The sequence below is a fragment of the Microbacterium sp. ZW T5_56 genome, from assembly GCF_044987425.1.
In the GTDB taxonomy this organism is placed as follows: domain Bacteria; phylum Actinomycetota; class Actinomycetes; order Actinomycetales; family Microbacteriaceae; genus Microbacterium.
Genome location: NZ_JBJDRI010000013.1, coordinates 22,772 through 48,845, shown reverse-complemented (window position 1 = coordinate 48,845; position 26,074 = coordinate 22,772). Strand labels below are relative to the sequence as shown.

30 protein-coding genes are annotated in these 26,074 nt (G+C 67.2%); 19 read left to right on the top strand and 11 right to left on the bottom strand.

Features of this window, described 5'->3' with window-relative positions; all coding sequences use genetic code 11:
* Nucleotides 1–26 precede the first annotated feature (26 nt).
* Nucleotides 27–986, bottom strand: a complete 960-nt coding sequence (locus tag ACI3KU_RS08215; protein ID WP_404921823.1) for a COX15/CtaA family protein — start codon at nt 984–986, stop codon at nt 27–29.
* Between the two features lie 255 nt (nt 987–1,241).
* Here ACI3KU_RS08215 and sufB point away from each other — a divergent pair, with 255 nt between their 5' ends.
* The 7 genes from sufB to ACI3KU_RS08180 all read left to right on the top strand — a co-directional run bounded on the left by sufB (nt 1,242) and on the right by ACI3KU_RS08180 (nt 8,047).
* Nucleotides 1,242–2,660: a Fe-S cluster assembly protein SufB gene (sufB, locus tag ACI3KU_RS08210; protein ID WP_404921822.1), complete on the top strand. Its 1,419-nt coding sequence runs from the start codon at nt 1,242–1,244 to the stop codon at nt 2,658–2,660.
* Nucleotide 2,661: 1 nt separating this feature from the next.
* The gene (sufD, locus tag ACI3KU_RS08205; protein ID WP_404921821.1) at nt 2,662–3,843 is read left to right on the top strand and encodes a Fe-S cluster assembly protein SufD; all 1,182 of its coding nucleotides are present in this window, start codon (nt 2,662–2,664) and stop codon (nt 3,841–3,843) included.
* Nucleotides 3,840–4,169 (top strand): non-heme iron oxygenase ferredoxin subunit, encoded by a 330-nt coding sequence (locus tag ACI3KU_RS08200; protein WP_404921820.1) that lies wholly within the window; start codon nt 3,840–3,842, stop codon nt 4,167–4,169. The genes sufD and ACI3KU_RS08200 overlap by 4 nt, the downstream gene beginning before the upstream one ends.
* The gene (gene sufC, locus ACI3KU_RS08195) at nt 4,169–4,939 is read left to right on the top strand and encodes a Fe-S cluster assembly ATPase SufC (protein ID WP_404921819.1); all 771 of its coding nucleotides are present in this window, start codon (nt 4,169–4,171) and stop codon (nt 4,937–4,939) included. The genes ACI3KU_RS08200 and sufC overlap by 1 nt, the downstream gene beginning before the upstream one ends.
* Nucleotides 4,940–4,948: 9 nt before the next feature.
* Nucleotides 4,949–5,278 (top strand): metal-sulfur cluster assembly factor, encoded by a 330-nt coding sequence (locus ACI3KU_RS08190; protein WP_404921818.1) that lies wholly within the window; start codon nt 4,949–4,951, stop codon nt 5,276–5,278.
* Between the two features lie 256 nt (nt 5,279–5,534).
* Complete coding sequence (locus tag ACI3KU_RS08185) at nt 5,535–6,686, top strand: MalY/PatB family protein (protein WP_404921817.1); 1,152 nt, start codon at nt 5,535–5,537, stop codon at nt 6,684–6,686.
* On the top strand, nt 6,683–8,047 hold the full coding sequence (locus ACI3KU_RS08180) for an MFS transporter (RefSeq protein WP_404921816.1): 1,365 nt from the start codon (nt 6,683–6,685) through the stop codon (nt 8,045–8,047). Before ACI3KU_RS08185 ends, ACI3KU_RS08180 begins: the two co-directional genes overlap by 4 nt.
* 102 nt (nt 8,048–8,149) lie before the next feature.
* Here ACI3KU_RS08180 and ACI3KU_RS08175 read toward each other — a convergent pair whose 3' ends face one another.
* Nucleotides 8,150–8,743 (bottom strand): TetR family transcriptional regulator, encoded by a 594-nt coding sequence (locus ACI3KU_RS08175; protein ID WP_404921815.1) that lies wholly within the window; start codon nt 8,741–8,743, stop codon nt 8,150–8,152.
* Nucleotides 8,744–8,792: 49 nt separating this feature from the next.
* On the opposite strand from ACI3KU_RS08175, the gene ACI3KU_RS08170 reads away from it, so the two are divergent.
* The 4 genes from ACI3KU_RS08170 to ACI3KU_RS08155 all read left to right on the top strand — a co-directional run bounded on the left by ACI3KU_RS08170 (nt 8,793) and on the right by ACI3KU_RS08155 (nt 12,340).
* Entirely contained in the window at nt 8,793–9,383 is a 591-nt protein-coding gene (locus ACI3KU_RS08170) for a biotin transporter BioY (protein WP_404921814.1), read from the top strand.
* Nucleotides 9,380–10,075 (top strand): energy-coupling factor ABC transporter ATP-binding protein, encoded by a 696-nt coding sequence (locus tag ACI3KU_RS08165; RefSeq protein WP_404921813.1) that lies wholly within the window; start codon nt 9,380–9,382, stop codon nt 10,073–10,075. Before ACI3KU_RS08170 ends, ACI3KU_RS08165 begins: the two co-directional genes overlap by 4 nt.
* The gene (locus tag ACI3KU_RS08160; RefSeq protein ID WP_404921812.1) at nt 10,072–10,644 is read left to right on the top strand and encodes an energy-coupling factor transporter transmembrane component T; all 573 of its coding nucleotides are present in this window, start codon (nt 10,072–10,074) and stop codon (nt 10,642–10,644) included. The genes ACI3KU_RS08165 and ACI3KU_RS08160 overlap by 4 nt, the downstream gene beginning before the upstream one ends.
* A 97-nt stretch (nt 10,645–10,741) precedes the next feature.
* Entirely contained in the window at nt 10,742–12,340 is a 1,599-nt protein-coding gene (locus ACI3KU_RS08155) for an ABC-F family ATP-binding cassette domain-containing protein (RefSeq protein WP_404921811.1), read from the top strand.
* A 45-nt stretch (nt 12,341–12,385) separates the two neighbouring features.
* Here ACI3KU_RS08155 and ACI3KU_RS08150 read toward each other — a convergent pair whose 3' ends face one another.
* The 4 genes from ACI3KU_RS08150 to ACI3KU_RS08135 are packed head-to-tail and all read right to left on the bottom strand — an operon-like array spanning nt 12,386 to nt 14,609.
* Nucleotides 12,386–13,222, bottom strand: a complete 837-nt coding sequence (locus ACI3KU_RS08150; RefSeq protein ID WP_404921810.1) for an SURF1 family protein — start codon at nt 13,220–13,222, stop codon at nt 12,386–12,388.
* Complete coding sequence (locus ACI3KU_RS08145) at nt 13,222–13,494, bottom strand: hypothetical protein (RefSeq protein ID WP_404921809.1); 273 nt, start codon at nt 13,492–13,494, stop codon at nt 13,222–13,224. The genes ACI3KU_RS08150 and ACI3KU_RS08145 overlap by 1 nt, the downstream gene beginning before the upstream one ends.
* Nucleotides 13,495–13,512: 18 nt before the next feature.
* Nucleotides 13,513–13,887 carry a DUF3099 domain-containing protein gene (locus tag ACI3KU_RS08140; RefSeq protein WP_404921808.1) on the bottom strand — a complete coding sequence of 125 codons (375 nt, stop codon included), beginning with the start codon at nt 13,885–13,887 and terminating at the stop codon, nt 13,513–13,515.
* Between the two features lie 50 nt (nt 13,888–13,937).
* Nucleotides 13,938–14,609 (bottom strand): DUF4190 domain-containing protein, encoded by a 672-nt coding sequence (locus ACI3KU_RS08135; RefSeq protein ID WP_404921807.1) that lies wholly within the window; start codon nt 14,607–14,609, stop codon nt 13,938–13,940.
* Between the two features lie 112 nt (nt 14,610–14,721).
* On the opposite strand from ACI3KU_RS08135, the gene fabG reads away from it, so the two are divergent.
* Entirely contained in the window at nt 14,722–15,444 is a 723-nt protein-coding gene (gene fabG / locus ACI3KU_RS08130; protein ID WP_404921806.1) for a 3-oxoacyl-ACP reductase FabG, read from the top strand.
* A 23-nt stretch (nt 15,445–15,467) separates the two neighbouring features.
* Here the strand turns inward: fabG and serB are convergent, their stop codons facing one another.
* Both serB and ACI3KU_RS08120 read right to left on the bottom strand, forming a co-directional pair.
* Nucleotides 15,468–16,091 (bottom strand): phosphoserine phosphatase SerB, encoded by a 624-nt coding sequence (serB, locus tag ACI3KU_RS08125; protein WP_404921805.1) that lies wholly within the window; start codon nt 16,089–16,091, stop codon nt 15,468–15,470.
* 121 nt (nt 16,092–16,212) lie between these two features.
* Nucleotides 16,213–17,457 carry a glucose-1-phosphate adenylyltransferase gene (locus ACI3KU_RS08120; protein WP_404921804.1) on the bottom strand — a complete coding sequence of 415 codons (1,245 nt, stop codon included), beginning with the start codon at nt 17,455–17,457 and terminating at the stop codon, nt 16,213–16,215.
* A 46-nt stretch (nt 17,458–17,503) separates the two neighbouring features.
* Here ACI3KU_RS08120 and glgA point away from each other — a divergent pair, with 46 nt between their 5' ends.
* From glgA to ACI3KU_RS08105, 3 genes are all read left to right on the top strand, one after another.
* Nucleotides 17,504–18,700, top strand: a complete 1,197-nt coding sequence (glgA, locus tag ACI3KU_RS08115) for a glycogen synthase (RefSeq protein ID WP_404921803.1) — start codon at nt 17,504–17,506, stop codon at nt 18,698–18,700.
* A gap of 9 nt (nt 18,701–18,709) precedes the next feature.
* Complete coding sequence (locus tag ACI3KU_RS08110) at nt 18,710–19,492, top strand: ABC transporter ATP-binding protein (protein ID WP_404921802.1); 783 nt, start codon at nt 18,710–18,712, stop codon at nt 19,490–19,492.
* Between the two features lie 83 nt (nt 19,493–19,575).
* Nucleotides 19,576–19,824, top strand: a complete 249-nt coding sequence (locus ACI3KU_RS08105) for a type B 50S ribosomal protein L31 (RefSeq protein WP_404921801.1) — start codon at nt 19,576–19,578, stop codon at nt 19,822–19,824.
* A 108-nt stretch (nt 19,825–19,932) separates the two neighbouring features.
* On the opposite strand, the gene ACI3KU_RS08100 is transcribed toward ACI3KU_RS08105, so the two are convergent.
* Complete coding sequence (locus tag ACI3KU_RS08100) at nt 19,933–20,628, bottom strand: alpha/beta fold hydrolase (RefSeq protein ID WP_404921800.1); 696 nt, start codon at nt 20,626–20,628, stop codon at nt 19,933–19,935.
* 67 nt (nt 20,629–20,695) lie between these two features.
* On the opposite strand from ACI3KU_RS08100, the gene ACI3KU_RS08095 reads away from it, so the two are divergent.
* Nucleotides 20,696–21,571: an alpha/beta fold hydrolase gene (locus ACI3KU_RS08095; RefSeq protein ID WP_404921799.1), complete on the top strand. Its 876-nt coding sequence runs from the start codon at nt 20,696–20,698 to the stop codon at nt 21,569–21,571.
* Nucleotides 21,572–21,647: 76 nt separating this feature from the next.
* Here the strand turns inward: ACI3KU_RS08095 and ACI3KU_RS08090 are convergent, their stop codons facing one another.
* Nucleotides 21,648–22,121: an Lrp/AsnC family transcriptional regulator gene (locus ACI3KU_RS08090; protein WP_404921798.1), complete on the bottom strand. Its 474-nt coding sequence runs from the start codon at nt 22,119–22,121 to the stop codon at nt 21,648–21,650.
* Between the two features lie 165 nt (nt 22,122–22,286).
* Here ACI3KU_RS08090 and pdhA point away from each other — a divergent pair, with 165 nt between their 5' ends.
* The 3 genes from pdhA to ACI3KU_RS08075 are packed head-to-tail and all read left to right on the top strand — an operon-like array spanning nt 22,287 to nt 25,713.
* Nucleotides 22,287–23,405: a pyruvate dehydrogenase (acetyl-transferring) E1 component subunit alpha gene (pdhA, locus tag ACI3KU_RS08085; protein ID WP_404921797.1), complete on the top strand. Its 1,119-nt coding sequence runs from the start codon at nt 22,287–22,289 to the stop codon at nt 23,403–23,405.
* Nucleotides 23,402–24,412, top strand: a complete 1,011-nt coding sequence (locus ACI3KU_RS08080; protein ID WP_404921796.1) for an alpha-ketoacid dehydrogenase subunit beta — start codon at nt 23,402–23,404, stop codon at nt 24,410–24,412. The genes pdhA and ACI3KU_RS08080 overlap by 4 nt, the downstream gene beginning before the upstream one ends.
* The gene (locus ACI3KU_RS08075) at nt 24,409–25,713 is read left to right on the top strand and encodes a dihydrolipoamide acetyltransferase family protein (RefSeq protein WP_404921795.1); all 1,305 of its coding nucleotides are present in this window, start codon (nt 24,409–24,411) and stop codon (nt 25,711–25,713) included. Before ACI3KU_RS08080 ends, ACI3KU_RS08075 begins: the two co-directional genes overlap by 4 nt.
* 38 nt (nt 25,714–25,751) lie before the next feature.
* Here ACI3KU_RS08075 and ACI3KU_RS08070 read toward each other — a convergent pair whose 3' ends face one another.
* The gene (locus tag ACI3KU_RS08070; RefSeq protein ID WP_404921868.1) at nt 25,752–25,910 is read right to left on the bottom strand and encodes a hypothetical protein; all 159 of its coding nucleotides are present in this window, start codon (nt 25,908–25,910) and stop codon (nt 25,752–25,754) included.
* Between the last annotated feature and the right edge of the window lie 164 nt (nt 25,911–26,074).

The following is a 26,074-nucleotide window of genomic DNA, read 5'->3' as shown; positions in this document are numbered from 1 at the left end:
GCGTATCCGAGCCCGCGATGCGCGGGCTATGCCTGTGCTGTGAGCGTCTTCGTCGGAGTCGGCTGCTTGAGAGACATCACGACGGTGACCATGGCCGCTGCCGTCAGCGATGCGAGGACCATGTGAATGCCCACCGCGAGCGGCGGCAGGCCGTTGCGCGCCTGGTACAGCCCGACGGCGATCTGCACCAGCTCGACGGCGAGGAGCAAGACGACCCACCGGAGCGTCGGCAGCTTCTGCAGCCAGGCGACAACCGCGAGCACCAGCGTGAGTGCGAACAGCACGTAGCCCGGCCAGGCGTGAATGTGCTCGAGGATCGTGGCGTCGAACCCGTTGCGGCGCAGCACATCATCGTCGCCCGAGTGCGGGCCGGCACCGGTGGTCAGCACCCCGAAGACGACGCTGACTGCCATGGCGAGCGTGGCCACGTGGGTGAGGATCAGATACCACGTCGGCACGGCGCGCTCCCGCGGGCCAGCGGGGGAGTACACGCGCCACAGCAGCACGGCCGTGATGCACACCAGCGTCAGCGAGGCGACGTAGTGGAAGCCCACGATGAACGGGTTCAGCCCGGTCCACACGGTGATTCCACCCACCACGGCCTGCGCGAGAATGCCGCCCATCACGATCCACGAGAGGACGAACAGATCGCGCCGTTCCTGGCGCATGCGCCAGATCAGCACGAGCAGCAGCAGAGCGACGATGCCCAGCACCGGGCTCATCAGGCGATTGCCGAACTCGATGTACTTGTGGTAGCCCTCTTCCATTCCGGGTACGGGCACCAGCGAGTCCGCGGTGCACAGCGGCCAGGTGGGACAGCCGAGGCCTGAACCGGTCAGACGCACGGCGCCTCCGGTGGCGATGATCACCACGTTGCCGATGAAGTTCAGCCAGGCGATCACCCGCACCCGACGATCGGGAACTGTGGGCAGCCAAGCGATGAAACGCGCGAGCGGCGTGGGGGCGGAGGTGGTGGACGCCGACATGCGCAGCCTTCCGGACGGGCGGTGCTGATCGGTGACGGCACCGCGGCAGGTCCGCCCAGTGTCCGAGCAAACCTGTAGAATCGAGGGGTCGAGATGCGGCGTTCCCAGACGCGGCATCCCTACACAGTCTAGGCGTCGGAATCCCGGCGCCTGAGAATGGCCCGAAGCGGCATCCCTACCCCGTCCACCTCGTCGGGCGTCCGGAATGCCGGGACGGATGAGACCGTTTGGGCCAATTGAGGAGAGTGTGACGCCATGTCTGATGTGCTCATTGACCGACCCGAGCTCGAAGGGCTGGGGGTGTACGAATTCGGCTGGCACGATGCCGATGCCGCCGGTGCCAGCGCGAAGCGCGGCCTGAGTGAAGCCGTCGTCCGTGACATCTCGGCGCTCAAGAGCGAACCGGAATGGATGCTCAAAACCCGTCTGAAGGGCTTGCAGCTCTTCGGGCGTAAGCCGATGCCCACGTGGGGTGCCGATCTGTCGGACATCGACTTCGAGAACATCAAGTACTTCGTGCGCTCCACGGAGAAGCAGGCGCAGTCCTGGGAGGATCTCCCGGAGGACATCCGCAACACCTACGAGCGCCTGGGTATCCCCGAGGCCGAGCGTCAGCGTCTCGTCGCCGGCGTCGCCGCACAGTATGAGTCCGAGGTCGTCTACCACCAGATCCGTGAGGACCTGGAGGAGCAGGGTGTCATCTTCATGGACACCGACACCGCGCTGCGCGAGCACCCCGAGTTCTTCGAGGAGTACTTCGGCACGGTGATCCCCGCCGGAGACAACAAGTTCGCCGCGCTGAACACCGCGGTGTGGTCCGGCGGATCCTTCGTGTACGTGCCCAAGGGCGTTCACGTGGAGATCCCGCTGCAGGCCTACTTCCGCATCAATACGGAGAACATGGGTCAGTTCGAGCGGACCCTGATCATCGCCGACGAAGGCAGCTACATCCACTACATCGAGGGCTGCACCGCTCCGATCTACAAGTCGGACTCGCTGCACTCCGCCGTGGTCGAGATCATCGTGAAGAAGAACGCGCGCGTTCGCTACACCACGATTCAGAACTGGTCCAACAACGTCTACAACCTGGTGACCAAGCGTGCCGTCGCGCACGAAGGCGCCACCATGGAATGGGTCGACGGCAACATCGGCTCCAAGGTGACGATGAAGTACCCGTCCATCTACCTGATGGGCGAGCACGCCAAGGGTGAGACCCTCTCCGTCGCCTTCGCGGGCCCCGGCCAGCACCAGGACGCCGGCGCGAAGATGATCCACATGGCTCCGTACACGCAGTCCTCGATCGTATCGAAGTCGATCGCCCGCGGCGGCGGTCGCGCCGGCTACCGCGGCGAGGTGCGCGTGGACGCCAACGCGCACCACTCCGCCAACACGGTGCGATGCGACGCGCTGCTGGTGGACACCATGTCGCGCTCGGACACCTATCCGGCGATCGACATTCGTGTCGACGATGTTCAGCTCGGCCACGAGGCCACCGTCTCGAAGGTCAGCGAAGAGCAGCTTTTCTACCTGCAGAGCCGCGGCATGCCCGAGGACGAAGCCATGGCGATGATCGTCCGCGGCTTCATCGAGCCCATCGCCCGTGAACTGCCCATGGAGTACGCCCTCGAGCTGAACAAGCTCATTGAGATGGGCATGGAAGGATCGGTCGGCTGAGATGACGACCAGCACAGAGGCACCCCAGGTGGTGCCGGGTTCTCTCGCGCACAGCGACGGCCCGTTCGTCCCCGTTCAGACGCGTTCTGAGCGCCCGACCTCGTTCGTCCCGGAGGAGCTGCCCATGCCCACCGGGCGCGAGGTCAACTTCCTCCACACGCCGGTGGACCGCCTGCGCGGTCTGCTCGTCGACGAGCCGGGCGACGAGGGCGCCGTGCAGTACGACCTCGATGGCGTCGAAGCTCACCTCTCGGCCGACGAGGTCGCCAGCGGTGACGAGTTCTTCCGTCCCGAAGACCGCATGGCAGCCATCGCTTTCAAGCAGGCACCGGGTGTGATCCACCTCAGCATTCCGGCGAATGAGGAGCTGGATGCTCCGCTGATTCTGCCCGTGCTCGGCACCGGTGCGGACAAGCGCGCCTTCGGTCACATCGTGATCGAGGCCGGAGCCAACGCGCGCGGCACCGTTGTGCTGGATCACAAGGGTTCGGCGCAGTACGCGCAGAACGTGGAGATCATCGCTCGCGATGGGTCCGATCTCACGGTCATCTCCGTGCAGCGCTGGGATGAGAACTCCGTCCACGTGGCCGCTCACCAGGCGCGCGTCGACAAGGACGCCACCCTCACGCACATCGTTGCCAGCCTCAGCGGCGGTCTCGTGCGCGTGAACCCGTCGGTACAGCTGTCGGGTTCCGGTTCCGAGGGCAAGCTGTTCGGCGTGTCCTTCGCGGATCCGGGGGAGCACCTGGAGAGCCAGGTGTACCTGCACCACAAGGGCCCGCACACCAAGGGTGACGTTCTGTACAAGAGCGCGCTGCAGGGTGAGACGGCCCGCACCGTCTGGGTCGGCGATGTGCTGATCGGCCCGGATGCCGTGGGCACTGACTCTTACGAGGCGAACCGCAACCTGGTGCTCACCACTGGTGCGCGTGCCGACTCGATCCCGAACCTCGAGATCGAGACGGGCGACATCCGGGGCGCCGGTCACGCGTCGGCCACCGGTCGCTTCGATGACGAGCAGCTGTTCTACCTGCAGGCTCGTGGCATCGACGAAGAAGAGGCACGCCGTCTGGTGGTCGTCGGCTTCCTGGGCGAGATCGTTCAGAAGATCGGCATCGACTCCCTGGAGCAAGAGCTCTTCGACGCCATCACGGTGGAACTGGATCGCGGAGCAGACAAGTGACCGCATCCCGCGCCTGCTCCGTGAGTGAGCTGGAACAGGACTCCGCACTGCGCGTCGTCATCGAAGACGTGGCGATCTGCATCGTGAAGGATGCGGATGACGTGATCCATGCGATCGGCGACACCTGCACGCACGGCGATATCTCGCTGGCGGACGGCTTCGTCGAGGGCGAGACCATCGAGTGCTGGGCACACGGTTCGGCCTTCTCGCTCACCAGCGGCAAGCCGCTCACTCTCCCTGCTTTCGAGCCCGTCCCGGTTTTCGACGTCGTGATCGACGGCGACGACGTGCTCATTGACCCGAATGTGAAGAAGGAAATCAACTGATGGCTGTTCTCGAGATCCACGACCTCCATGTGACCGTCGAGACCGAGGAGGGCACCACCCCGATCCTCAACGGCGTCTCGCTGACGATCAACACCAACGAGACCCACGCGATCATGGGCCCCAACGGCTCCGGCAAGTCGACGCTGGCGTACACGATCGCCGGCCACCCGAAGTACACCGTCACCGGTGGCACCATCACGATGGACGGCGAAGACGTCCTGGCGATGACGGTGGACGAGCGCGCACGCGCCGGCCTGTTCCTGGCAATGCAGTACCCGGTGGAGATCCCCGGCGTCACGGTCACCAACTTCCTGCGCACTGCCAAGACCGCCATCGACGGTGAGGCTCCCGCCATCCGCACGTGGACGAAGGACGTGAAGGAGGCCATGAAGGCTCTCCGCATGGACCCGAAGTTCGCTGCGCGCAACGTCAACGAGGGCTTCTCCGGCGGTGAGAAGAAGCGCCACGAGATCCTGCAGCTGGAGCTGCTCAAGCCGAAGTTCGCGATCCTCGACGAGACCGACTCAGGTCTCGACGTCGACGCGCTGAAGATCGTGTCCGAGGGCGTCAACCGTGCCAAGGAGAACACCGGCATGGGTGTTCTGCTCATCACGCACTACACGCGCATCCTCCGCTACATCAAGCCGGATCACGTGCACGTGCTGGTCAAGGGCAAGGTCGCGGAAGAGGGCGGACCCGAGCTGGCCGAGCGTCTCGAGAACGAGGGCTACGACCGCTTTCTCGCCCCCGGCGAGATCATCGAGGCGTAAGGTCGAAGCATGACCGCGACACTGACCCCCGAGAAGTATGACGAGGTGACGGAAGCGCTCAAGGACGTCATGGACCCTGAGCTGAACGTCAACATCGTCGATCTCGGCCTGATCTACGATCTGGGCTGGGACGACGAGAATGATGCCCTGGTCATCCACATGACGCTCACCAGCGCCGGGTGCCCACTGACGGATGTGCTGGAAGCACAGACCGGCGAGGCCCTGGACGGCGTCGTCGAGCAGTTCCGCATCAACTGGGTGTGGATGCCGCCGTGGGGCCCGGAGAAGATCACCGACGACGGCCGCGACATGATGCGCGCCCTCGGCTTCGCGATCTGACCCGACTATCAACAGCCTCCGACCAGGATTGTCCTGGTCGGAGGCTGTTCTTCTGCGACCTGAGTGCGAGCTGGCCACGGAGGTGGACGCTCGTGGGTGCCCGCCCGTTGTCCGCGGAGGGGAGTAGATTCGAGAGAGGGCTCCCGCTGACTTCCTGAGACAGCCCGGCACACGCTTGAGTGCGGCGGCGACAGATGCGGAGGCGGCAGCCCGTCCTGGACATCACTTTTTCACGCGCGCGGATTGGACTATAGACATGACGGACCCGATCGACGCCCTGCCGATCGAGACGCTTCGGCGGCGTGGCAGCACCAAGTGGGCGAAGTACCCCGCCGATGTGCTGCCGCTGTTCGTCGCGGAGTCGGACTTTCCGCTGGCACCGGCGATCACCGAGGCGTTGGCCGGAGCGCTCGCCATCGGCGACACCGGTTACACGCCTCCGACACATCCGCTGCAGGCAGCGTTCGTCGACTTCTCGGCACGACGTCACGGGTGGGAGGTCGACGCGACTCGCGTTCGCACCACGGGGGATGTGGTGATGGGTCTCGTCGAGATCATGCGCGGCGTGATCAGCCCGGGCGACGGCGTCATCGTGACCCCGCCCGTGTACCCGCCGTTCTTCGATGCGGTCCCCGAGGCGGGTGGTGAGGTCATTCGTGTACCGCTTGTGGCCGACGCGGAGGGATGGCGCCTCGATCTGGCCGGCATTGACGCTGCCTTTGCTGCGGGGGCGCGCGCGATGCTCCTCTGCAACCCGCACAACCCGACCGGTACGGTGCATGATCGCGACACCCTCGTCGAGCTGGCCCGAATCGCACGAGCCCACGGCGCGTTCATCATCAGCGATGAGATCCACGCCCCGCTGGTGCGTGATGGTGTCGCGTTCACCCCGTTCCTGGACGCTGGTGACGATGCCCGCGAGGTTGGCTTCGCCGTCACGAGCGCCAGCAAGGCGTACAACCTGGCCGGCTTGAAGTGTGCCCTGATGGTGACGGCGTCCGATCGGACCACCGATGTCGTCAGCCATCTTCCCGTCGAGGTGGAGTGGCGCACGGGCTGGTTCGGTGTGATCGCCGGCGTAGCCGCGTACGCGCCGGAGAGCGACGCCTGGCTGGACGCGGTGCGCGCACGTCTGGATCTGAATCGTGAGCTGGTGGGCGAGCTCGTCGCACAGCACCTGCCCGGCGCGCAGTATGTCGTCCCCGATGCCGGTTACCTCGCCTGGATCGACGTGCGACCGCTGGGCTGGGGCGACGACGCCGCGGAGTGGATCCTCGAGAATGCCCGTGTCGCCGTGAACCCGGGACCGACGTTCGGCGAGGAGGGGCGCGGTTTCATCCGCGTGAACTTCGCGACCTCGCCGGAGATTCTGCAGGACGCGTTCGCGCGACTCGGCGCTCTCGCGTGAGTCGGGAGCAGCGTCCGGCGTCCATCTGGTCGCCGGAGTACGTGTGGACCACGGCGGGTGCGGTCGCGCTGATCTTCCTCGCCGCGTTCGAGTCTCTCGCCGTGACCACGGTGATGCCCGTCGTGAGCGAGGACCTCGACGGCGCATCGCTCTACTCGGTGGCGTTCGCGGGCACGATGGCGGCCAGCGTGATCGGCATGATCGTGGTCGGCATCTGGTGCGACCGCGCGCGGCCGCTCTGGCCCGTGGCGACCTCGGTCATCGTGTTCGTGGCAGGTCTGATCATCGCGGGCGTCGCGAGCGACATGCCCACGCTGGTGGTGGGCCGACTGGTTCAGGGACTCGGTGGTGGCGGTGAGACCGTTGCCCTCTACGTGGTGGTGGCGCGCGCCTATCCCGGTGCTCTGCACGGTCGCGTGTTCGCGGCCTTCTCCGCTGCGTGGGTGGTGCCGTCGCTGATCGGTCCGTTCCTGGCCGGGTTCGTGGCGGACCAATTGCACTGGCGCTGGGTGTTCCTCGGTGTGGCGGTGTTGACGGCGGTCGCGTTCATCATGGTGTTCGGGCGTCTGCGGACGATCGGAGGGCCGACCGAACGCGCCTCGAACGAGGGGATCGCGGGCCGGATCGCCGCCGCGGTCGTGGTGGCCGTCGCAGCCACGGCGCTCAGCATGCTCGGCGACTGGCACCTTCCGACGCCCGTGCTGGTGGTGGGAGCCGTCCTCCTTCTGGTGCTCATCGCCGTCGTCGTCCGTCCACTGATCCCGGTGGGAACACTCCGCGCTCGGCCGGGACTTCCGTCCGTGGTGTCGATGCGCGGCCTGATCGCGGCGGCGATGCTCGGTGCCGAGGTGTACGTGCCCTACGTGCTGCGCGAGGACTACGGGTTCACGCCGACTCTCGCCGGACTCGGGCTCACGGGCGGCGCGATCCTGTGGTCGCTCAGTTCTGAGCTCCAGGGCCGCTTCGGAGACCGGGTGGGAAACCGACGCACCGCGCTCATCGGGCTCACGATCCTTGCGGCATCGATCGGCGCTGTGGCACTGATCGCGCTCGTCACGGCACCCGCCTGGCTGATCATCGTCGCATGGACGGCGGCGGGGGCGGGCATGGGGTTCATGTACCCCCGACTGAGCGTCCTCGGGCTGGCCTACTCCACGCCGCAGACGCAGGGCTTCGTGTCTTCGTCCCTGACCATCGCGGACTCACTGACGACCGCGTCAGCCATCGCGGTGTTCGGGCTCATCGTGGCTCTCGGCGGCGGGTTCGCCGCTGTGTTCGCGTTCGCGACGATCCTGGCGCTCGTCGCGTTCATCCCCGGCACTCGACTCGGTCACGTCCGCGAAGCCACGACGAACGGCTGAGTTCACCGCGCGCGTCACCACGGCCCTCCGTCTCATCGCGAGCCCCTCGTTCAGGAACAGACACACTGACCTCCATCGTGGATCCCGACGTCTCAGTGGAGGTCAGTGTGTCTGTTCGGACGCGCGGTGTGCCACACCGGCGAGCAGCGCATCGAGTCCCACGGTGAACTCATCATCGGATGCCGAGGTCATCGCGTGCGCGTCGCCCGTCAGGGCGCCGAAGCGGAGAGCGGTGAGTCGCTGCTGCAGCACCGAGGCGTTGCCCAGCACGAACTGGAGAATGGCGGCCGCGACGGTAGGGCGCAGCTCCGCGGCCACGGCCGGACGGAGGGCTGCCTGCAAGGCCGCGGCGGCCGGGCTCGTGCCCAGCGAGAGCGCGTAGGTGCTCAGCACGACTTCGGCTCCGTCGCGATGCGCGAGCAAAGCGGTGCGCAGCCGTCGAGCAACGGCTCCGGGGGACAGGTCCTCACCCAGCAGCACGGGTGCTGCCGGCACGATGCGATCGGCGACAGCGGCGAGAAGCTCCTGCTTGTTCGCGATGTGCCAGTAGAGCGCGCTGGGCTGAACGCCCAACTCGCTGCCGAGGCGGCGCATCGACACATCCGCGAGACCCACCTCGTCCAGCAGCCGGAGAGCCGTGTCCACGATTGTGCCGCGGTCGACACGCGGCGTGCGCGAGTTGCGTTCGGTGGCCATCCGCTCACTATAGTGAACACCGTTCAATGAACACCGTTCAGGAGGCATGATGACCAGCCCATTCGACACTCGTGACCTTGCTCGTATCGCCGTCTTCGCCGCGCTCATCGTCGCGCTCGGACTCATCGGGCCGATTCCCGTGCCGGGTTTGGTGCCCATCACGGCGCAGACGCTGGGCGTGATGCTCGCAGGTCTGGTACTCGGCGCTCGGCGTGGGGCTGCGGCTGTTGCGGTCGTGATCCTCCTCGCAGCCATCGGGCTTCCGGTGCTCTCGGGCGGACGCGGTGGCTTGGGCGTCTTCTTCGGGCCGACGGTCGGCTACCTGCTGGGCTGGCTCTCTGGCGTCGTGATCGCGGGCCTCATCGCTCACTCGGGCCGTCGCACCTGGTGGCGCTTCGCGCTCGGCGCCGTGGTCGGAGGGATCCTGGGTGTCTATGCGCTCGGGATCCCGCTGCAGGCGCTCATCACGGGCATCCCGCTCGGTCAGACGGCGATGACGAGCGTCGCGTTCCTGCCGGGGGATCTGATCAAGGCCGCAGCAGCAACGGTCGTGGCGACGGCGCTGCTGCGTGCCTACCCCGCTGCCTTCGCGCCGTTGCGCAATCGAGCGGTGCCGCGCAGCGCGCCGGCGGCAGCGTGATCGACGTTCGAGACCTCGATGTCGTCGGTGAGGACGGCGCTGCCGTCCTCACCCGGGCCAGCGTGTCCCTTTCGCACCGACGAATCGCCGTCATCGGGGAGAACGGGTCGGGAAAGTCGACCTTCGCACGTGTGCTGGCCGGACTCGTGAAGCCGACGCGCGGATCCGCCTCGGTGCTGGGCGTGGATGTACGCGATCGTCGGCTGCGTGACACCGTCGGAATGGTGTTCTCCGATCCCGACGCCCAGATCCTGATGCCCACGCCGCGAGAGGACATCGCCCTCACTGCGGGCGCGCTGCCCCTCTCCCGGGACGAGCGTCGAGAGCGGGTCAACGCGGCGCTCGCGCAGTTCGGGCTCGGAGAGCTGGCGGGTCGATCGGCGAGCGTACTCTCCGGCGGTCAGAAGCAATTGCTCGCACTCGCGAGTGTGATCGTACGCCGGCCCGCCATCCTCATCGCGGACGAGCCGACCACCCAGCTCGACCTTCGCAATGCGCGTCGGGTGGGTGCCCTGCTGCTGGGCGACGAGGCGAGAGGCCATCCTCCCGTGACCGAGCGACTGGTGCTCGTGACGCACGATCTCGCGCTCGCTCGGCGCTGTGATCACGTCCTGCGCTTCGCGCACGGTGAACTCGTCGACCAGGGCAGCGCGGATGCTGTCGTGGCGAGATACGAACGGGATTGCTCATGAGCGCGGCGGGGGAGCTGCGCGCGGGTTGGCGGCTCGCCGCGCTGGCGCTCCTGGCACTGGTTGTCACGCTCCTGCCTTCCGTCGCCGGCGCGGTCCTCGCGATCCTCGTCGCCGGCATCGGCCTCTGTGCCGCGTGGCGCAGTCCGCGTGCCCGCGCGGCCCTGCGTGCACAGCTTCGGTCGCTCCTCGTCGTCGCGGCGTTCGTGCTGGTGATGGTCGGGGTGTTCTCCGGCATCGAAGCAGCACTGATCGCCGCCGGCCGCATCCTCGGTCTGCTGGTGCTCGCCGCCGTCGTCGCCGTGAGCGTGTCGCAGACCGAGATGATGGCCGTGGTGGGACGGGCGCTGAGCCCGATGCGTGGAGTCGGAGTGAACCCGGATCGGGTGGCGCTGGTGCTGTCGTTGACGATCACCACCGCGCCCGTGCTCCTCCGCCACGCGCGCACCATCCGGGAGGTTCAGCGCATGCGGGGCCTTCGTCCCGGCCCTCGGTTTGTGCTCCCGTTGCTGGTTGTCGCGTTGCGGCACGCGGACACCATGGCCGACAGCCTGACAGCGCGGGGGCTGTGAGCGCGTCCGGATCGGTCTCGAAGGCCGCGTGCAGTCGGAGGCGATAGAGTAGGAGGCTGGCCAGTCGGCCGCATCCCCTCACAGAAGGAGCTTCGTCGTGCTCGCCGTGCAGAACCTCGAGATCCGCGTCGGCGCACGCGTGCTGATGGAGGGCGTCTCCTTCCGGGTCAGCCCCGGTGACAAGGTGGGACTGGTCGGGCGCAACGGGGCCGGCAAGACCACGCTGACGAAGGTGCTCGCCGGGGATCTGCTTCCCGCCGACGGCAACGTGACGCGAAGCGGCGAGCTGGGTTACCTGCCGCAGGACCCGCGTACCGGCGACCCCTCGATGCTGGCCCGCACGCGAATCCTGGATGCCCGGGGCCTCGGCACTCTGGCGCTCGGCATGAAGGAAGCCGCCCTCGCGATGGCGTCGGAGGACAGCGCCGTCGCCGAGAAGGCGATGCGCAAGTACGGCAATCTGACCGAGCGCTTCGAGTCACTGGGCGGCTACGCTGCCGAGGCGGAAGCGGCATCGATCGCGCACAACCTCTCACTGCCGGACCGTATCCTCGAGCAGCCGCTCAGCACGCTCTCGGGCGGTCAGCGTCGTCGTATCGAACTGGCCCGCATCCTCTTCTCCGACGCGGACTCGATGATCCTCGACGAGCCGACCAACCACCTCGACGCGGACAGCGTCGTGTGGTTGCGCGAGTTCCTCAAGAACTACAAGGGTGGCCTCATCGTCATCTCCCACGACATCGAGCTGGTCGGCGAGACCGTGAACCGCGTGTTCTATCTGGACGCCAACCGTCAGGTCATCGACGTCTACAACATGAACTGGAAGAACTACCTCCGCCAGCGCGCCGCCGACGAGGAGCGTCGCAAGAAGGAGCGCGTCAACGCCGAGAAGAAGGCGACCCAGCTGCAGCTGCAGGCCGCACGGTTCGGTGCCAAGGCCTCCAAGGCCGCCGCCGCGCACCAGATGATCGCGCGCGCCGAGAAGCTGCTCTCCGGCCTTGAGGAGGTCCGCCAGGAGGACCGCGTGGCGAAGCTGCGGTTCCCGAAGCCGGCAGCCTGCGGCAAGACGCCCCTCATGGCCAACGGTCTGTCCAAGTCCTACGGGTCTCTGGAGATCTTCACCGATGTCGACCTCGCGATCGACCGTGGCTCGAAGGTCGTGGTGCTCGGCCTGAACGGTGCCGGCAAGACCACGCTGCTGCGCATCCTCGCCGGGGTCGACAAGTCTGACACCGGTGCCATCGAGCCGGGCCACGGTCTCAAGGTGGGTTACTACGCCCAGGAGCACGAGAACCTGGACGTCAGCCGCTCCGTGCTGGACAACATGATGTCCGCAGCGCCCGACATCAACGCCACCGAGGCGCGCAAGGTGCTCGGATCATTCCTCTTCACCGGCGACGATGTGCTGAAGCCCGCCGGCGTGTTGTCCGGCGGCGAGAAGACGCGCCTGTCATTGGCCACCCTTGTGGTCTCGAGCGCCAACCTGCTGCTGCTTGACGAGCCGACCAACAACCTCGATCCCGCCTCTCGCGAGGAGATCCTCGGGGCGCTTGCGCACTACGAGGGCGCGGTCGTGCTGGTCTCCCACGACCCGGGCGCCGTCGCAGCGCTGAACCCCGAGCGGGTGCTGATCCTGCCCGACGGCGTCGAGGACATCTGGAACCAGGAGTATCAGGACCTCATCGAGCTCGCCTGATCCACCACGTCAGAACGTCCCCGCCGTGCGGCGGGGACGTTCTCGTCAGGCGGAGAGGATCGCGTCCTCTTCTTCGGCGTCTCGGTCGCGTCGCTTCTTCTGCTGGCGCCTCGCCGGGGTGCGTCCCTCGGCCAGCGCCGCCGCATCTTCAGCGTCTTCGCGACGGTGCCGCACTTCGGTGCGGATCATGTAGAAGATGAAGATGAAGCCCATGACCGCGAACAGGATCCACTGGATCGCGTAGCTGAGGTGCGGACCGGGGTCCTCGGTGGGCTTCTCCAGTGCATGGGGACGTTCGGCGGGTGCGGGCGACTCCTCGGCCATGAGTCCATAGGCGGAGGTCTCCACGTCAACGCCGCTGACGTCGGCGACGGCCGGCAGATTGATCGTGGGGACCTGCCCCGCGGGCGCTCCGCGGCCGGAAGCCGGCAGCATCTCACCCGGTCGCAGCCGGACCGTCACGGTCACGTTCCCGGCCGGAGGGGCGGGGATGGCACTGGGGGAGGAATCCTCGGCGGGCGGGATCCAGCCACGATCCACCACGATGATGCGGCCATCGTCAGTCGCGAACGGGACGAGGACCTCGAAGGCGCTGGTGCCGCCGAGAGGGCGGTTGCGGGCGAGAACGGTGTCATCCGCGAGGTACTCGCCCGTGAGAACGACGGGAGCCCACTCATCGGCGGGGTCGAACTCGGCGCCGCTCGGGATGCGCTCCGCCAGGGGGGCGGGGGTGGCATCGTAGTTCGTCTCGATGAGCAGGTTCGCCCGCGCGCGGTGCTCGTTACGGTCGAACTGCCAATGGGACAGGAACGCGCACACCACGGCGAACACGATGGCGATCGCGATGTAGATGCTCCAGCGGGCGACGGTGTTCTTCGGCATCAGTCGGACTCGTTCGCATCGTTCGGTGAAGGGGGCTCAGGGGTTGCCGTGTCGTGCGCTTCCACGCGCACGGGGAACTCGCGCGCGGCGAGGAAGTCGCGCAGGTAGGTGACGTGCTCATCGCACGCCAGCCAGATCTTCTGGCGATCCGCAGCGTGAATGCGTGGGTTGCGCCAGATCACCCGCTGCGTGGCGGGAGCGGAGCAGCCGGCTCGCGAGCAGGTGTCAGCTCCCGGGTCACCGCCGAGAGAGCCGAGAATGTCACCGAGCATGAGTCACCTCGCGCGGGCTCATGGCGTGTCGCGGGAGTCGGACGCGGACCCGGTCTGCGGCGGCGTCTCCGCCAGGCGAATGACGATGGGCGGCGCCTCATCCACGGCAACGTCTTCCGTCGGCGCATTCAAGGACATCTCGGGCGACTCTACGATGCGCGCATCGCTCTCCTCGCCGGCATTCGCACGGACGACCGCGACATAGGGCAGGAAGATCGCGCCGGCGGCGAACACCCAGGTCCACCAGCCGTAGGGCTGAATGATCACCATGAGCAGGAAGCACGCGATGCGAATGCCCATCGTGATCGCATAGCGCTTCAACCGCGATGCCGCCTCATCCTGAGGGGAGCGCGGGAGCGAAGTCGCGGAGTGGGAGGGGCGGTTCTTGTTCACGGCCCCTCCAGCCTACGCCGCCGATCGCTGACCGGCGGCGCAGGCATGGATCAGTAGCTGCTGTAGGAACTGGAGGCGGCGATGCCGATCACGAGCGCGATGATGCCGAAGACGATCACGAGCGCCCACAGGCCGATCGCGATGTAGCCCATGATGAGGCCCGCGGTGGCCATGCCGGCGCCGCCCTCGTGCGTCTGAGCGATCTGCTTGCGCGCGATGTGGCCGCAGATGACGGCAACGATCGATCCGATGAACGGCACGAGCGTCCAGCCCGCGATACCGGCGATCATCGAGACGAGCGCCATCGTGTTGTTCGGAGCCGCGGCGGGGTAGCCGTACGCCGGGGCCGCGCCGTATCCGGGTGCGGAGTACGCGGGCTGCCCATAGGCGGCATACGCGTCGCCGGCCGGCGCGCCGTAGCCACCAGCGGGCGCCTGGCCGTAGGGGTCGGCGGCGGGTGCCTGGCCGTACGGGGCAGCGGCGGGTGCCTGACCATACGGGTCGGCAGCAGGTGCGGCGTACGGGTCAGCAGCGGGTGCCTGACCGTACGGGTCCGCCGGTGCCGCGTACGGGTCAGCGGCGGGTGCCTGGCCATACGGGTCTGCGGGCGCGGCCGGGGCGCCGTAGGGGTCGGAGGGAGCGGCTGCGGGAGCAGCGTAGGGATCGCTCGGCGCGCTGGGTGCGGTCGGCTCGTAAGGGTTGGTGCCGTCGGGCGTGCTCATGAGAAGTCCTTTCGGGGCGTGATCGCCGGATTCCAGCGTGGTCCGGGCGAGCGGTCATGTCAATCCGGCGCCGATAAGCTGGAGTCTCGTTCACAAGAGTTCTGGAGGCTCCATGACCACCGATTCCGCTCCCGCACGCGTCGTTCTGGTGACCGGTGGAAACCGGGGCATCGGGCGCGCCATCGCCGAGCGCTTCGTGCGCGATGGCTACACGGTCGCGGTGACGGCGCGTTCTGGAGAAGGTCCGGAAGGCACGCTGACCGTTCGAGCCGATGTCACGGACGCCGCCGCCGTCGACGCCGCGTTCACGGAGGTCGAAGCGAAGCTCGGCCCCATCGACGTTCTCGTGGCCAATGCGGGAATCACCAAGGACATGCTGCTGCTGCGTATGAGCGAGGACGACTTCGACTCGGTGGTGAACACCAACCTGGGCGGCACCTTCCGCGTGGTGAAGCGAGCATCGAAGAACATGCTGCGCCGCAAGTACGGCCGCGTCATCCTCATCTCCTCCGTCGTCGGCCTCTACGGCTCAGCCGGCCAGATCAACTACGCCGCCTCCAAGAGCGCGCTCGTCGGATTCGCTCGGTCGCTGACTCGCGAGCTGGGTGCGCGCAACATCACGGCGAACGTCGTCGCCCCGGGTTTCATCGAGACTGACATGACCACTGCGCTCCCGGAAGAGACGCAGGCCGAGTACAAGCGCAGCATCCCCGCCGGGCGCTTCGCCGCGGCCGACGAGGTCGCCGGCGTGGTCACGTGGCTGGCGTCGGACGATGCCGCCTACATCTCGGGCGCGGTGATCCCCGTCGACGGCGGCCTCGGCATGGGACACTGACCCTCTGAAGCACGCGCGGCGCGTCAGGGAAGGAGCGGGATCACCTCGGCGAGCGATACCGGGCCGATCACCAGGTCCGCTTCGGCGCGCACGCGCGGCTTGGCGTTGAAGGCGAGGCCGAGATCCGCGGCAGCCATCATGAGCAGATCGTTGGCCCCGTCGCCGATCGCGATCGTCACGTCGCAGCCATGCTCGTCGGCCCACGCTCGCAGGCCGTCTGCCTTGGCCTGAGCATCGAGGATGGGTCCATCCACCTCGCCGGTGAGGGTGCCGTCTGCGACGGAGAGTCGGTTCGCGCGCCAGACGTCCACGCCGAGAGCAGGGGCGATGTGATCGAGAATCTCGTGAAAACCGCCGGAGACCACGCCCACGACGCCGCCGCGCGCGTGAACGGCGGCGATCAGATCACGAACACCCGGCGTCGGCTCGATACGGGCAAGGACGCGCTCGAAGGCCGCGACAGGAACGCCGGCGAGCTGCTGGACGCGTGATCGCAGGCTGGCGGCGAAGTCGATCTCGCCGCGCATGGCCGCTTCGGTGGCGGCCGCAACCTCGGCGCCACGACCGGCTTCATCGGCGATCAGTTCGATCACCTCGTTTCGGATGAGGGTGGAATCAGCATCGAGGACGACGAGAACACGCGGCATACGGCGAGCCTATCGGCACCGCGCGGACGCCTCACATCGCGTGACAACGCGTGAACGACGAGGGGTGGAGAGCGCGGTGCGCGCTCTCCACCCCTCGTTCGTCAGCGGGCGGCGTCACTCGTCAGCGGGGGACGCGGACGCCCTTGCCGACAACGGTCAGCCCGCTGTCTGTGACAGTGAACCCACGGGCGAGGTCTCGTTCTCGATCGACGCCCACGGTGGCACCGTCTTCGAGCACGACGTTCTTGTCGAGTATCGCGCGATTCACACGCGCCCCGAGGCCCACCTCGACCCGATCGAACAGCACCGAATCAGTGATGGTCGACCCGCCTGCCGCGAGCGTCCAGGGCCCGACGACGCTGCGCTCCAGATGGGTACCGGACAGCACCGAGCCCAGCGACACGATCGAGTCGATGGCATTGCCGATACGACCCACACCATCGCGCACGAACTTCGCCGGCGGCGAGTTCAGCGCCTGCGCGTAGATCGGCCACTCAGTGTTGTACAGGTTGAAGATCGGCAGCGTGGCGATGAGGTCCATGTGCGCGTCGAAGAAGGAGTCAATCGTACCCACGTCTCGCCAGTACCAGCGGTCGCGCGGCGTCGATCCGGGAACCTCGTTGCGCACCATGTCGTACACACCGGCTTCGCCACGATCGACGAAGTAGGGGATGATGTCGCCGCCCATGTCGTGACCGGACGTGGTGTCTTCGCCGTCGGCCTCGACGGCTTCGATGAGGGCATCCGCGTCGAAGATGTAGTTGCCCATCGAGGCGAGCACCTCACCGGGGGAATCGGCCAGTCCGACTGCGTCGTTGGGCTTTTCGAGGAACTCGCGGATGCGGTCGTTCTGCTCGGGCTCCACATCGATCACGCCGAACTGATTGGCCAGCGCGATGGGCTGGCGGATGCCGGCCACGGTGGCTCGCGCTCCCGATGCGATATGCGCATCGAGCATCTGACGGAAGTCCATCCGGTACACGTGATCAGCACCGATCACGATCACGATGTCGGGCTTCTCATCGTTGATCAGGTTCAGACTCTGCAGAATGGCGTCCGCGGACCCGGTGAACCACCGTTTCCCGAGGCGCTGCTGAGCGGGCACCGACGCGACGTACGAGTTGAGCAGAGCCGACATGCGCCACGTCTGAGAGATGTGGCGATCAAGGCTATGCGACTTGTACTGCGTCAGCACGACGATCTGACGAAGACCGGAGTTGATGAGGTTGGAGATGGCGAAGTCGATCAGACGGTATTGACCGCCGAACGGCACTGCGGGTTTCGCCCGGTCGGCGGTCAGCGGCATCAGCCGCTTCCCCTCACCACCGGCTAGGACGATTCCCAAGACCTTTGGAGCTGCTGGCATGACACCAACCTAGGGGTTGGGGCCGGTCTGTACTAGCGTTCCTCACATGCGCGTCGACATTGTGACGAAGGAGTACCCGCCGGCCATCTACGGAGGTGCGGGTGTACACGCCACTGAGCTGGTGAAATCGCTGCGAGACAGCGGGACCGAGGTTCAGGTGCGCGCGTTCGGCGCGCCACGCCCGGAGGTTGACACCACGTCATACGACACGCCGGGGGAGCTGGCGAATGCGAACGCGGCGATCCAGACCCTCGGGATCGACCTGGAGATCGTCGGCGATGTCGCGGGTGCCGATGTCGTGCACTCGCACACCTGGTACGCGGGTTTCGCGGGCCATGTCGCCGGACTCCTGCACGGCATTCCGCACGTGACCACGGCGCACAGCCTCGAGCCGCTGCGCCCGTGGAAGGCCGAGCAGCTCGGCGGCGGATACGCCGTGTCCAGCTACATCGAGAAGACGGCGATGGAAGGTGCTGCCGCGGTCATCGCGGTGAGCGAGGGGATGCGTCAGGACATCCTGCGTTCGTATCCCGCGCTCGATCCGGCAAAGGTCAAGGTCATCTACAACGGCATCGATGTGGACGCCTGGCGTCCCGTCGATGATGCCGCCGTGCTCGCGCGGTACAGCATCGACCCGAATCGCCCCTCCGTCGTCTTCGTGGGGCGCATCACCCGCCAGAAGGGACTGCCCTACCTGCTCCGCGCCGTGGCTCAGCTGCCCGAGGACGTTCAGGTGGTGCTGTGTGCCGGCGCGCCGGACACTGCCGAGATCATGGACGAGGTGCGCGCGCTGGTCGCGGGCCTGCGCGAGACACGCGAGGGCGTGGTCTGGATCGAGGACATGCTGCCGCGCGATGAGCTGTGCGCGATCCTGACGAGCGCCACCACGTTTGTATGCCCCTCGGTGTACGAGCCGCTCGGCATCGTCAACCTGGAGGCGATGGCGTGTGGCGCGGCCGTGGTGGGAACGGCGACGGGCGGTATCCCCGAGGTTGTCGTAGACGGCGTCACCGGCCGGCTGGTGCCGATCGAGCAGGTGCAGGACGGCACCGGCACGCCGGTGGATCCGGACCGCTACGTGGCCGATCTCGCGCGGGTGCTCACCGAGGTGGTCTCTGACCCGGAGACGGCTCGCGCCTATGGCGCGGCGGGGCGAAAGCGCGCCACCGAGAGCTTCAGCTGGGCGCAGATCGCCGCCGAAACGCGGGCGCTGTACGCGGAGGTCATCGCCGCCAGCCGATAGGCTGAGAGCATGTCCCGCGTTCTCGAATTCCGCGACGTCGTCGTGCGTCGCAATGGTCGTCACATCGTCGACGCTTTCGACTGGTCCGTCGAAGAGGACGAGCGCTGGGTGGTCCTCGGCCCTAACGGGGCAGGCAAGACCACCGTGCTGCGCATGGCTGCGACCATCGATCACCCCACCACCGGTGAGGTGGACGTGCTGGGGGAGACCCTCGGCCGTTCGGACGTGTTCGAGATCCGCCCGCGCATCGGTTTCGCCTCAACGGCGATGGCGCGACGCATCCCCGGTGACGAGACGGTGCGCAATGTCGTGATGACCGCCGCGTACTCCGTGCTCGGTCGCTGGAACGAGCAGTACGACGGCATGGACACCGACCGTGCCGACGAGGTGCTCGCCGACTGGAAGCTCACGGCGCTCGCCGACCGCGCGTTCGGCACCCTGAGTGACGGTGAGCAGAAGCGGGTCCAGATCGCCCGTGCGGCGATGACGGATCCGGAGATGCTGCTGCTTGATGAGCCGACTGCGAGCCTCGACCTCGGAGCGCGTGAAGAGCTCCTCGCTCTTCTGTCCCAGTATGCCCAGGAGCCGATGACTCCCGCGATGGTGATGGTCACCCATCACGTCGAGGAGATCCCCGTCGGCTTCACCCACGCTCTGCTGCTGCGCGACGGTCGCGCTGTTGCGCAGGGGCCCATCACCGAGGTCCTCACCGAGGCCAACCTCAGTGAGACCTTCGGCCTTCCGATCCGGCTGACGTCGTCCGACGGACGCTACGCCGCTCGGGCAAGCTGAGCCCTGAGTCTGATAGACTCGATCTTTGGTGCTCGTCGCCACAGACTTTTCTTCCGCACACCTCCCATCCCGCAAGGAATCCAATGAAGACTGACATCCACCCCGACTACAAGCCCGTCGTTTTCCGCGACCTGGGCTCGGGCGATACCTTCCTCACCCGTTCGACCGTGTCCTCGGACAAGACGATCGAGCTCGACGGTGTCGAGTACCCGGTCATCGACGTGGAAATCTCGTCGGCTTCACACCCGTTCTACACGGGCAAGCAGCGCATCATGGACTCGGCCGGCCGCGTCGAGAAGTTCAACCAGCGCTTCAAGAACTTCGGCAAGTAATCGCCGCGACGAAGGGCCCGACCAGATGGTCGGGCCCTTCGTCGTTTCCTGCGCGGTTCAGTTTCCTGCGTGGTTCAGTTTCCTGCGTGGTTCAGTTTCCTGCGTGGTTCAGGAGCGAACTGCGCTGACCAGCGCGTCGGTGAGCCGCTCGGGTGCGGAGAACTGCGGCCAGTGGGCGGTATCGAGCTTGACCACGGTGCGGTCAGCGATGGCCGTGTACTCCGCCGCGTACGGCCCCCACTCGGTGAGCATCCCCTCGAGCTCCTTCTCATCGAGTGATCCCATCAGCAGCGTGACGGGAACCCGGTACCGGCGCTCGTCGGTCAGAGCGAGGGGCTCGGTGGGCACCCGGGGCGGGATGGAGCCCACGAGGTCGGCGGTGGCGGCACGGTGCTCGGGGGTGAGGTCATACACGTCCTCCTCGGGGAAGAAGTCCCAGCCGGGGAAGGGAATGAGCCCGTCAACGACGGGAAACTCGCTGATGCCGCGATCCGGGGCGGGAGGCACGGTATCGACGAAGATGACACGCGCGACGCGCTCGGGTCGTCGGTCCGCGGCACCCCAGACAACATTGCCGCCCCCCGAGTGACCGACCAGCACGACGGGCTCGTCGGCGGCGTCGATCGCTGCCACGACAGCGTTCACCCAGTCCTGGATCCCGATGTCTGCCACCCCGTCAGCCGGGCGACCAGTGCCCGGCATCGTCAGGGGAAGTGGGCGGAATCCTGCATCATTCAAAGCCGGGATCACCGGGTCCCATGAGCGTGCGTCGAGCCACAGGCCCGGTACGAGAATCATGTCCATGTCGGCACGCTACCGCGCGGCTCCGACATCCGGGTGTCCCGCAGGTGTCGCCGTTAGGATCGACAGCGTGTCATCCCCGTACGCCGCGCAGCTCTCCCGCATCCCCGTGACTCGTCACGAAGCGCCGGCAGGGGGCGGACGGACCGCGTATTGGACGTACGGACCGGAGAACGCGGACACCACGATCATCGCCGTGCACGGGTTCCGCGGCGAGCACCACGGCCTGGAGCCGGTCTTCGCGCAGCTTCCGAACGTCCGCTTCATCGCTCCGGATCTTCCCGGCTTCGGCGAGACGGCACCGCTTCCGGGGCGACGACACGACCTGAGCGCTTACGTGGACTGGCTGGTGGACTTCGCGCGAGTGGCGCCGGGCGCGATCATCCTGGGGCACTCGTTCGGATCGATCGTGGCCTCCGCTGCGGTGGCCCGCGGCCTGCGTACCCCGAGGCTGATCCTGGTGAACCCGATCGGCGCACCGGCTCTGGAGGGCCCGCGCGGAATCATGACACGGCTCGCTGTCTTCTATTACTGGGCGGGCGCGCACCTGCCCGCGCGAGTGGGCACCTGGTTGCTCCGCTCCCGCATCATCGTGCGCGTCATGAGCATCACGATGGCCAAGACACGCGACCCTCATCTGCGCCGGTTCATTCACGACCAGCACGACACCTACTTCTCCCGGTTCGCGGATCGATCCCAGCTCCATGACGCGTTCGTGACGAGCGTGTCGCACGATGTTCGTGAATCAGCAGCGGCGATCGCCGTCCCCACGCTGCTGGTCGCCGCGCAGAAGGACGACATCACGCCGATCGAGAAGGAGCGTGTGCTGGTGACGATGTTCGCGGACGCGCGACTGGTCGAGATCCCCGATGTGGGCCACCTGATCCACTACGAGACTCCGGAGCCGGCCGCACGGGCGATTCGAGAGTTCCTCGCGCTGTCGTGAGCCTCACCTGATCCACTAAGAGACTCCGGAGCCGGCCGCACGCGCGATTCGAGAGTTCCTCGCGCTGCCGTGAGCCTCAGGCGTCGCGACGCGCCAGCTCCATGAGGCCGCCCAGGCGGTAGGGGATGACCTCGCCCATGACAAGCGAGGTCTCGGTCCGCTCCACGCCCTCGACGGCGAGGATGCGGGCATCCGTGTCGAACAGGTGTCGGGCGTCACGACACGCGACGCGAATCAGCAGGTCGACCTGTCCGCTCAGCCCGTGCCCCTGGACAACCTCGGGGATCCGTGCGATCTCCGAGATGATCCGAGGAAGTTCGCTCTGGCGCACGCCCACACTCACCACGGCTTCGAGCGGGAATCCGAGCGCGGTCGACGAGATCGATCGTTGAAACGAGAGGAAGACCCCACCGCGCTCCAGTCGCGTCATGCGCGCCTGGACCGTGTTGCGTGACAGCCCCAGCCGATCCGCCAGTGCCACGACGGTGGCACGGGGCTCGTCCGACAGTGCGGCGAGCAGTTCCAGATCGGTCCGGTCCAGGGTTGTCATACTGCGCAAGATTAGCAGGACATCGATCGCGAGCATGGCGCATGTTGCTCATGCCTGTCACATTTGGTTGAGCGAGGTGATGAGCGCGCCTACGCTGGCCACAATCCGGCAATGTCGCCGGTCGACGCGCGGAGCTCACGAGGCGAAGCGCGAAGGAGGCACACAATGGTGTACACGCTGGGAGCGACGGCGGATCCCGCCACCGGGACCGGGCGCATTCATACGCTCATCACCGCACAGGGCACGCGCATTGCGGACGGGGATCTGGATTCGTACGTTTCGGACCTCACCGCGACGGACCTGCGGGAGCTGCTGCGCGACATGACGATGGTCCGACGCATCGACAGCGAGGGCTTCTCGCTGCAGCGCCAGGGGCAGCTCGGCCTGTGGGCTCCGAGCCTGGGTCAGGAGGCAGCCCAGCTCGGCACGGCCCGAGCGCTGCGTGGCGACGACTTCGTCTTTCCGAGCTATCGCGAACTCGGCGTGGTCTATGCACGCGGGGCCACGACGAGCGATTTGGTGAACACGTGGCGTGGTGAGCGCAACTCCACCTATGACCCCTACGAGATCAACACCGCCACCATGCAGATCATCATCGGCGCGCAGACGCTGCACGCGGTGGGTTACGCGATGGGCATCCAGCGCGACGGTCAGGACCAGGTCGCCGTGGCCTACTTCGGTGACGGGGCCACCAGCCAGGGGGATGTCAACGAGGCGATGGTGTTCGCCGCCTCGTTCGCAGCCCCCGTGATCTTCGTCTGTCAGAACAACCAGTGGGCCATCTCGGAGCCGGTGGGCGTGCAGGCTGCGGCGCCGATCGCCGGACGCGCGCCCGGCTTCGGCATCCCGAGCGTCCGGGTGGACGGCAACGATGTGCTCGCGTGCTTCGCGGCGATGCGCTGGGCGCTCAGTCAGGCTCGGTCCGGTCAGGGCCCGGTGTTCATCGAGGCGGTCACCTACCGCATGGGACCGCACACCACCTCCGATGACCCGACGAAATACCGCGACGAATCAGAACTGGAGCTCTGGCGCACACGCGATCCGCTGACGCGCGTCGAGACCTTCCTCCGCTCGATCGGCGAGTTCGACGACGCGTTCGCCGCTGAGATCGCGGCCGAAGCGGACGCTCTGGGCGCTGACGTGCGGGCCGCGTGCCTCAGCATCGAGAACCGCGCACCGATCGAAGTGTTCGACCACGTCTACGCGGAACCGCACTCCGCGCTGGAGCGTCAGCGTACGCAGTTCGCCGCGTACCTCGCCGGGTTCGAGGGGGATGCACGATGACCACCATGACGATGGGCAAGTCCCTGAATTCCGCGCTCCAGACTGCGATGCGCCGCGATGAGCGAGTGCTCGTGATGGGCGAGGACGTCGGTCGGCTCGGTGGGGTGTTCCGCATCACCGAGGGCCTGCTCGACGAGTTCGGCGCGAAGCGCGTGATCGACACGCCGCTGGCCGAGGCGGGCATCATGGGAACCGCCGTAGGCCTGGCGATGCGCGGGTTCCGTCCGGTCGTGGAGATCCAGTTCGACGGTTTCATGTATCCGGCCTTCGACCAGCTGGTGTGCCAGGTGGCAAAGCTGCACTACCGCACCCTCGGACGTGTGAAGATGCCGCTCACCATCCGAGTGCCCTGGGCGGGTGGCGTGGGGGCCGCGGAACATCACTCGGAGTCCCCAGAGGCCTATTTCGTCCACACGGCGGGGCTACGCGTGGTGGCGGTGTCCAATCCGCAGGACGCGAACGTGATGCTGCAGCAGGCGATTGCCAGCGATGATCCCGTGGTGTTCCTGGAGCCCAAACGGCTGTACCACACCAAGGGGGACGTCGATCTGGACGCCAATCTCGCCGATGCGGCGCCGATGGGACTCGCCCGCGTCGTGCGTCCCGGAACGGACGTGACGCTCGTGACCTACGGCGCGCAGGTGCGCACCGCGATGGATGCGGCCGTTGCCGCGGAGGACGAGGGCGTCTCGATCGAGGTGATCGATCTCCGCTCTATCTCTCCTGTCGACTACGACACCGTCGATGCCTCGGTGCGGCGCACCGGTCGCCTTGTCGTGACCCATGAGGCCGCCCGCGAGGCGGGTGTGGGCGCTGAGATCGTCGCGTCCGTGACTGAGCGGGACTTCGAGTATCTGGAATCTGCGCCCGTGCGCGTGACCGGCCACGACATTCCGTATCCGCCGTCCAAGCTGGAGCACAGCCACATTCCGGATCTGGATCGGATCCTCGACGGCGTGGACCGCGCTCTCGGACGCCCCAACAGCCTGACGGGAGTGACCCTGTGACTTCGACCACCGATTTCCGTCTCCCGGATCTGGGGGAGGGGCTCCCCGAAGCGGAGCTGATCCAGTGGCATGTCGCGGTCGGCGACACCGTCACCATCAACCAGCCGATCGCCGAGGTCGAGACGGCGAAGGCGGTGGTCGACCTCCCGTCTCCGTATGCAGGCACGGTGGCTGCGCTTCATGCGGAAGCCGGCACCGTCGTGGAGGTGGGATCGGTACTGATCTCCTTCGACACGGGTGGGGGCGCACCCGAGCCCACCACGGACACGGTGACGGACGAAGTGGTTCCGCCCAACCTGGTCGGATACGGCGCGGCACCCACCAGTACAGCCCGACCGATGCGCAAGCGGCGCGGCGGTGGCGAGACGCCGTCATCGTCACCCACGGCCACGATCACGGCTCCCGCACCATCCACGCCGGCGGAGCGAGCCGAACGGCCACGCTCCACCCCGCCCGTCCGCAGGCTTGCTCGCGACCTTGGTGTCGACCTGGAGCAGCTCACCGGCACGGGGCCAGACGGGCTCATCACCCGCGAAGACGTCTCGGCCGCGGTCGGAGTCGCGGCCCCGGCGATCGCGCCCCAGGCGAGCGTGGCGGATGCAGACGAGATCCGGATCCCGATCCGCGGTGTGCGCAAGCACACGGCGGCCGCCATGGTGCGCAGCGCCTTCACCGCACCTCATGTCACGTGTTTTCACACGGTCGACGTGACCGAGACGATGGCGCTCGTGCGTAGGCTTCGAGACGACCGGGAGCTCGCGGAGCATCGCATCGGACCCCTCGCCGTCGTCGCGAAAGCGGTGTCGCTCGCGTTGCGACGCACGCCCGAGCTCAATTCGCGCTGGGATGAAGAGGCACAGGAGATCGTCCAACTGCGGCGCATCAATCTCGGGATCGCGGCGGCGACCCCGCGCGGGCTCGTCGTGCCCGTGATCCGCGACGTCGGCGCACTGGCGCTTCCTGGGCTGTCGGACGCGATCCGCGAGCTGGCGGCAACCGCGCGGGGGGGGCGCACGGCGCCCGCCGACATGTCGGGTGGCACTTTCTCCCTGACGAACATCGGAACATTCGGGATCGAGGCGGGCACGCCGATCCTGAACCCGGGGGAGGCGGGGATCCTGGCCATCGGTGCGGCACTGCGACGTCCGTGGGAGCACGACGGCGAGATCGCCCTCCGCGAGGTGATGACCCTGAGCCTGTCGTTCGATCACCGCCTGGTGGACGGGGAGCAGGGCGCACGATTCCTGGTCGACGTGGCGCGAATTCTCGAGGATCCGGCGCGCGCGCTGCTCGTGGCCTGAGGGCGGGGCCGCGGACGGATCGTCCGCGGCCTTCGTCCTCAACGTTCGCCGAACAGCCCGTGACCGTATTCCTCGAGAAGGGTGAAGGCGTCGGCGTAGGTCTTCGGCGCCGCCCCGCCAGCAAGCCCTTCCCCCTCCATCAGGAGCCCGAGAAGTCCTCGCGCCGGTGGGGTCAGCGCCGTCTTGCTGGATTTCATCGTCAGACTGTCGAGAGTGGCGTCGGGATTGGGCGGAGTCCACATCGATGCCACGGAGGGCAGGCCGCCGGATCCCGCGGCGTGGAGAGGTTGAGCCTCACTCGTAGGTCGCGCGCGTCGGCATCCCGATCGGTGAGCCACTTCCGATAGCCGCCGCCGTGGTT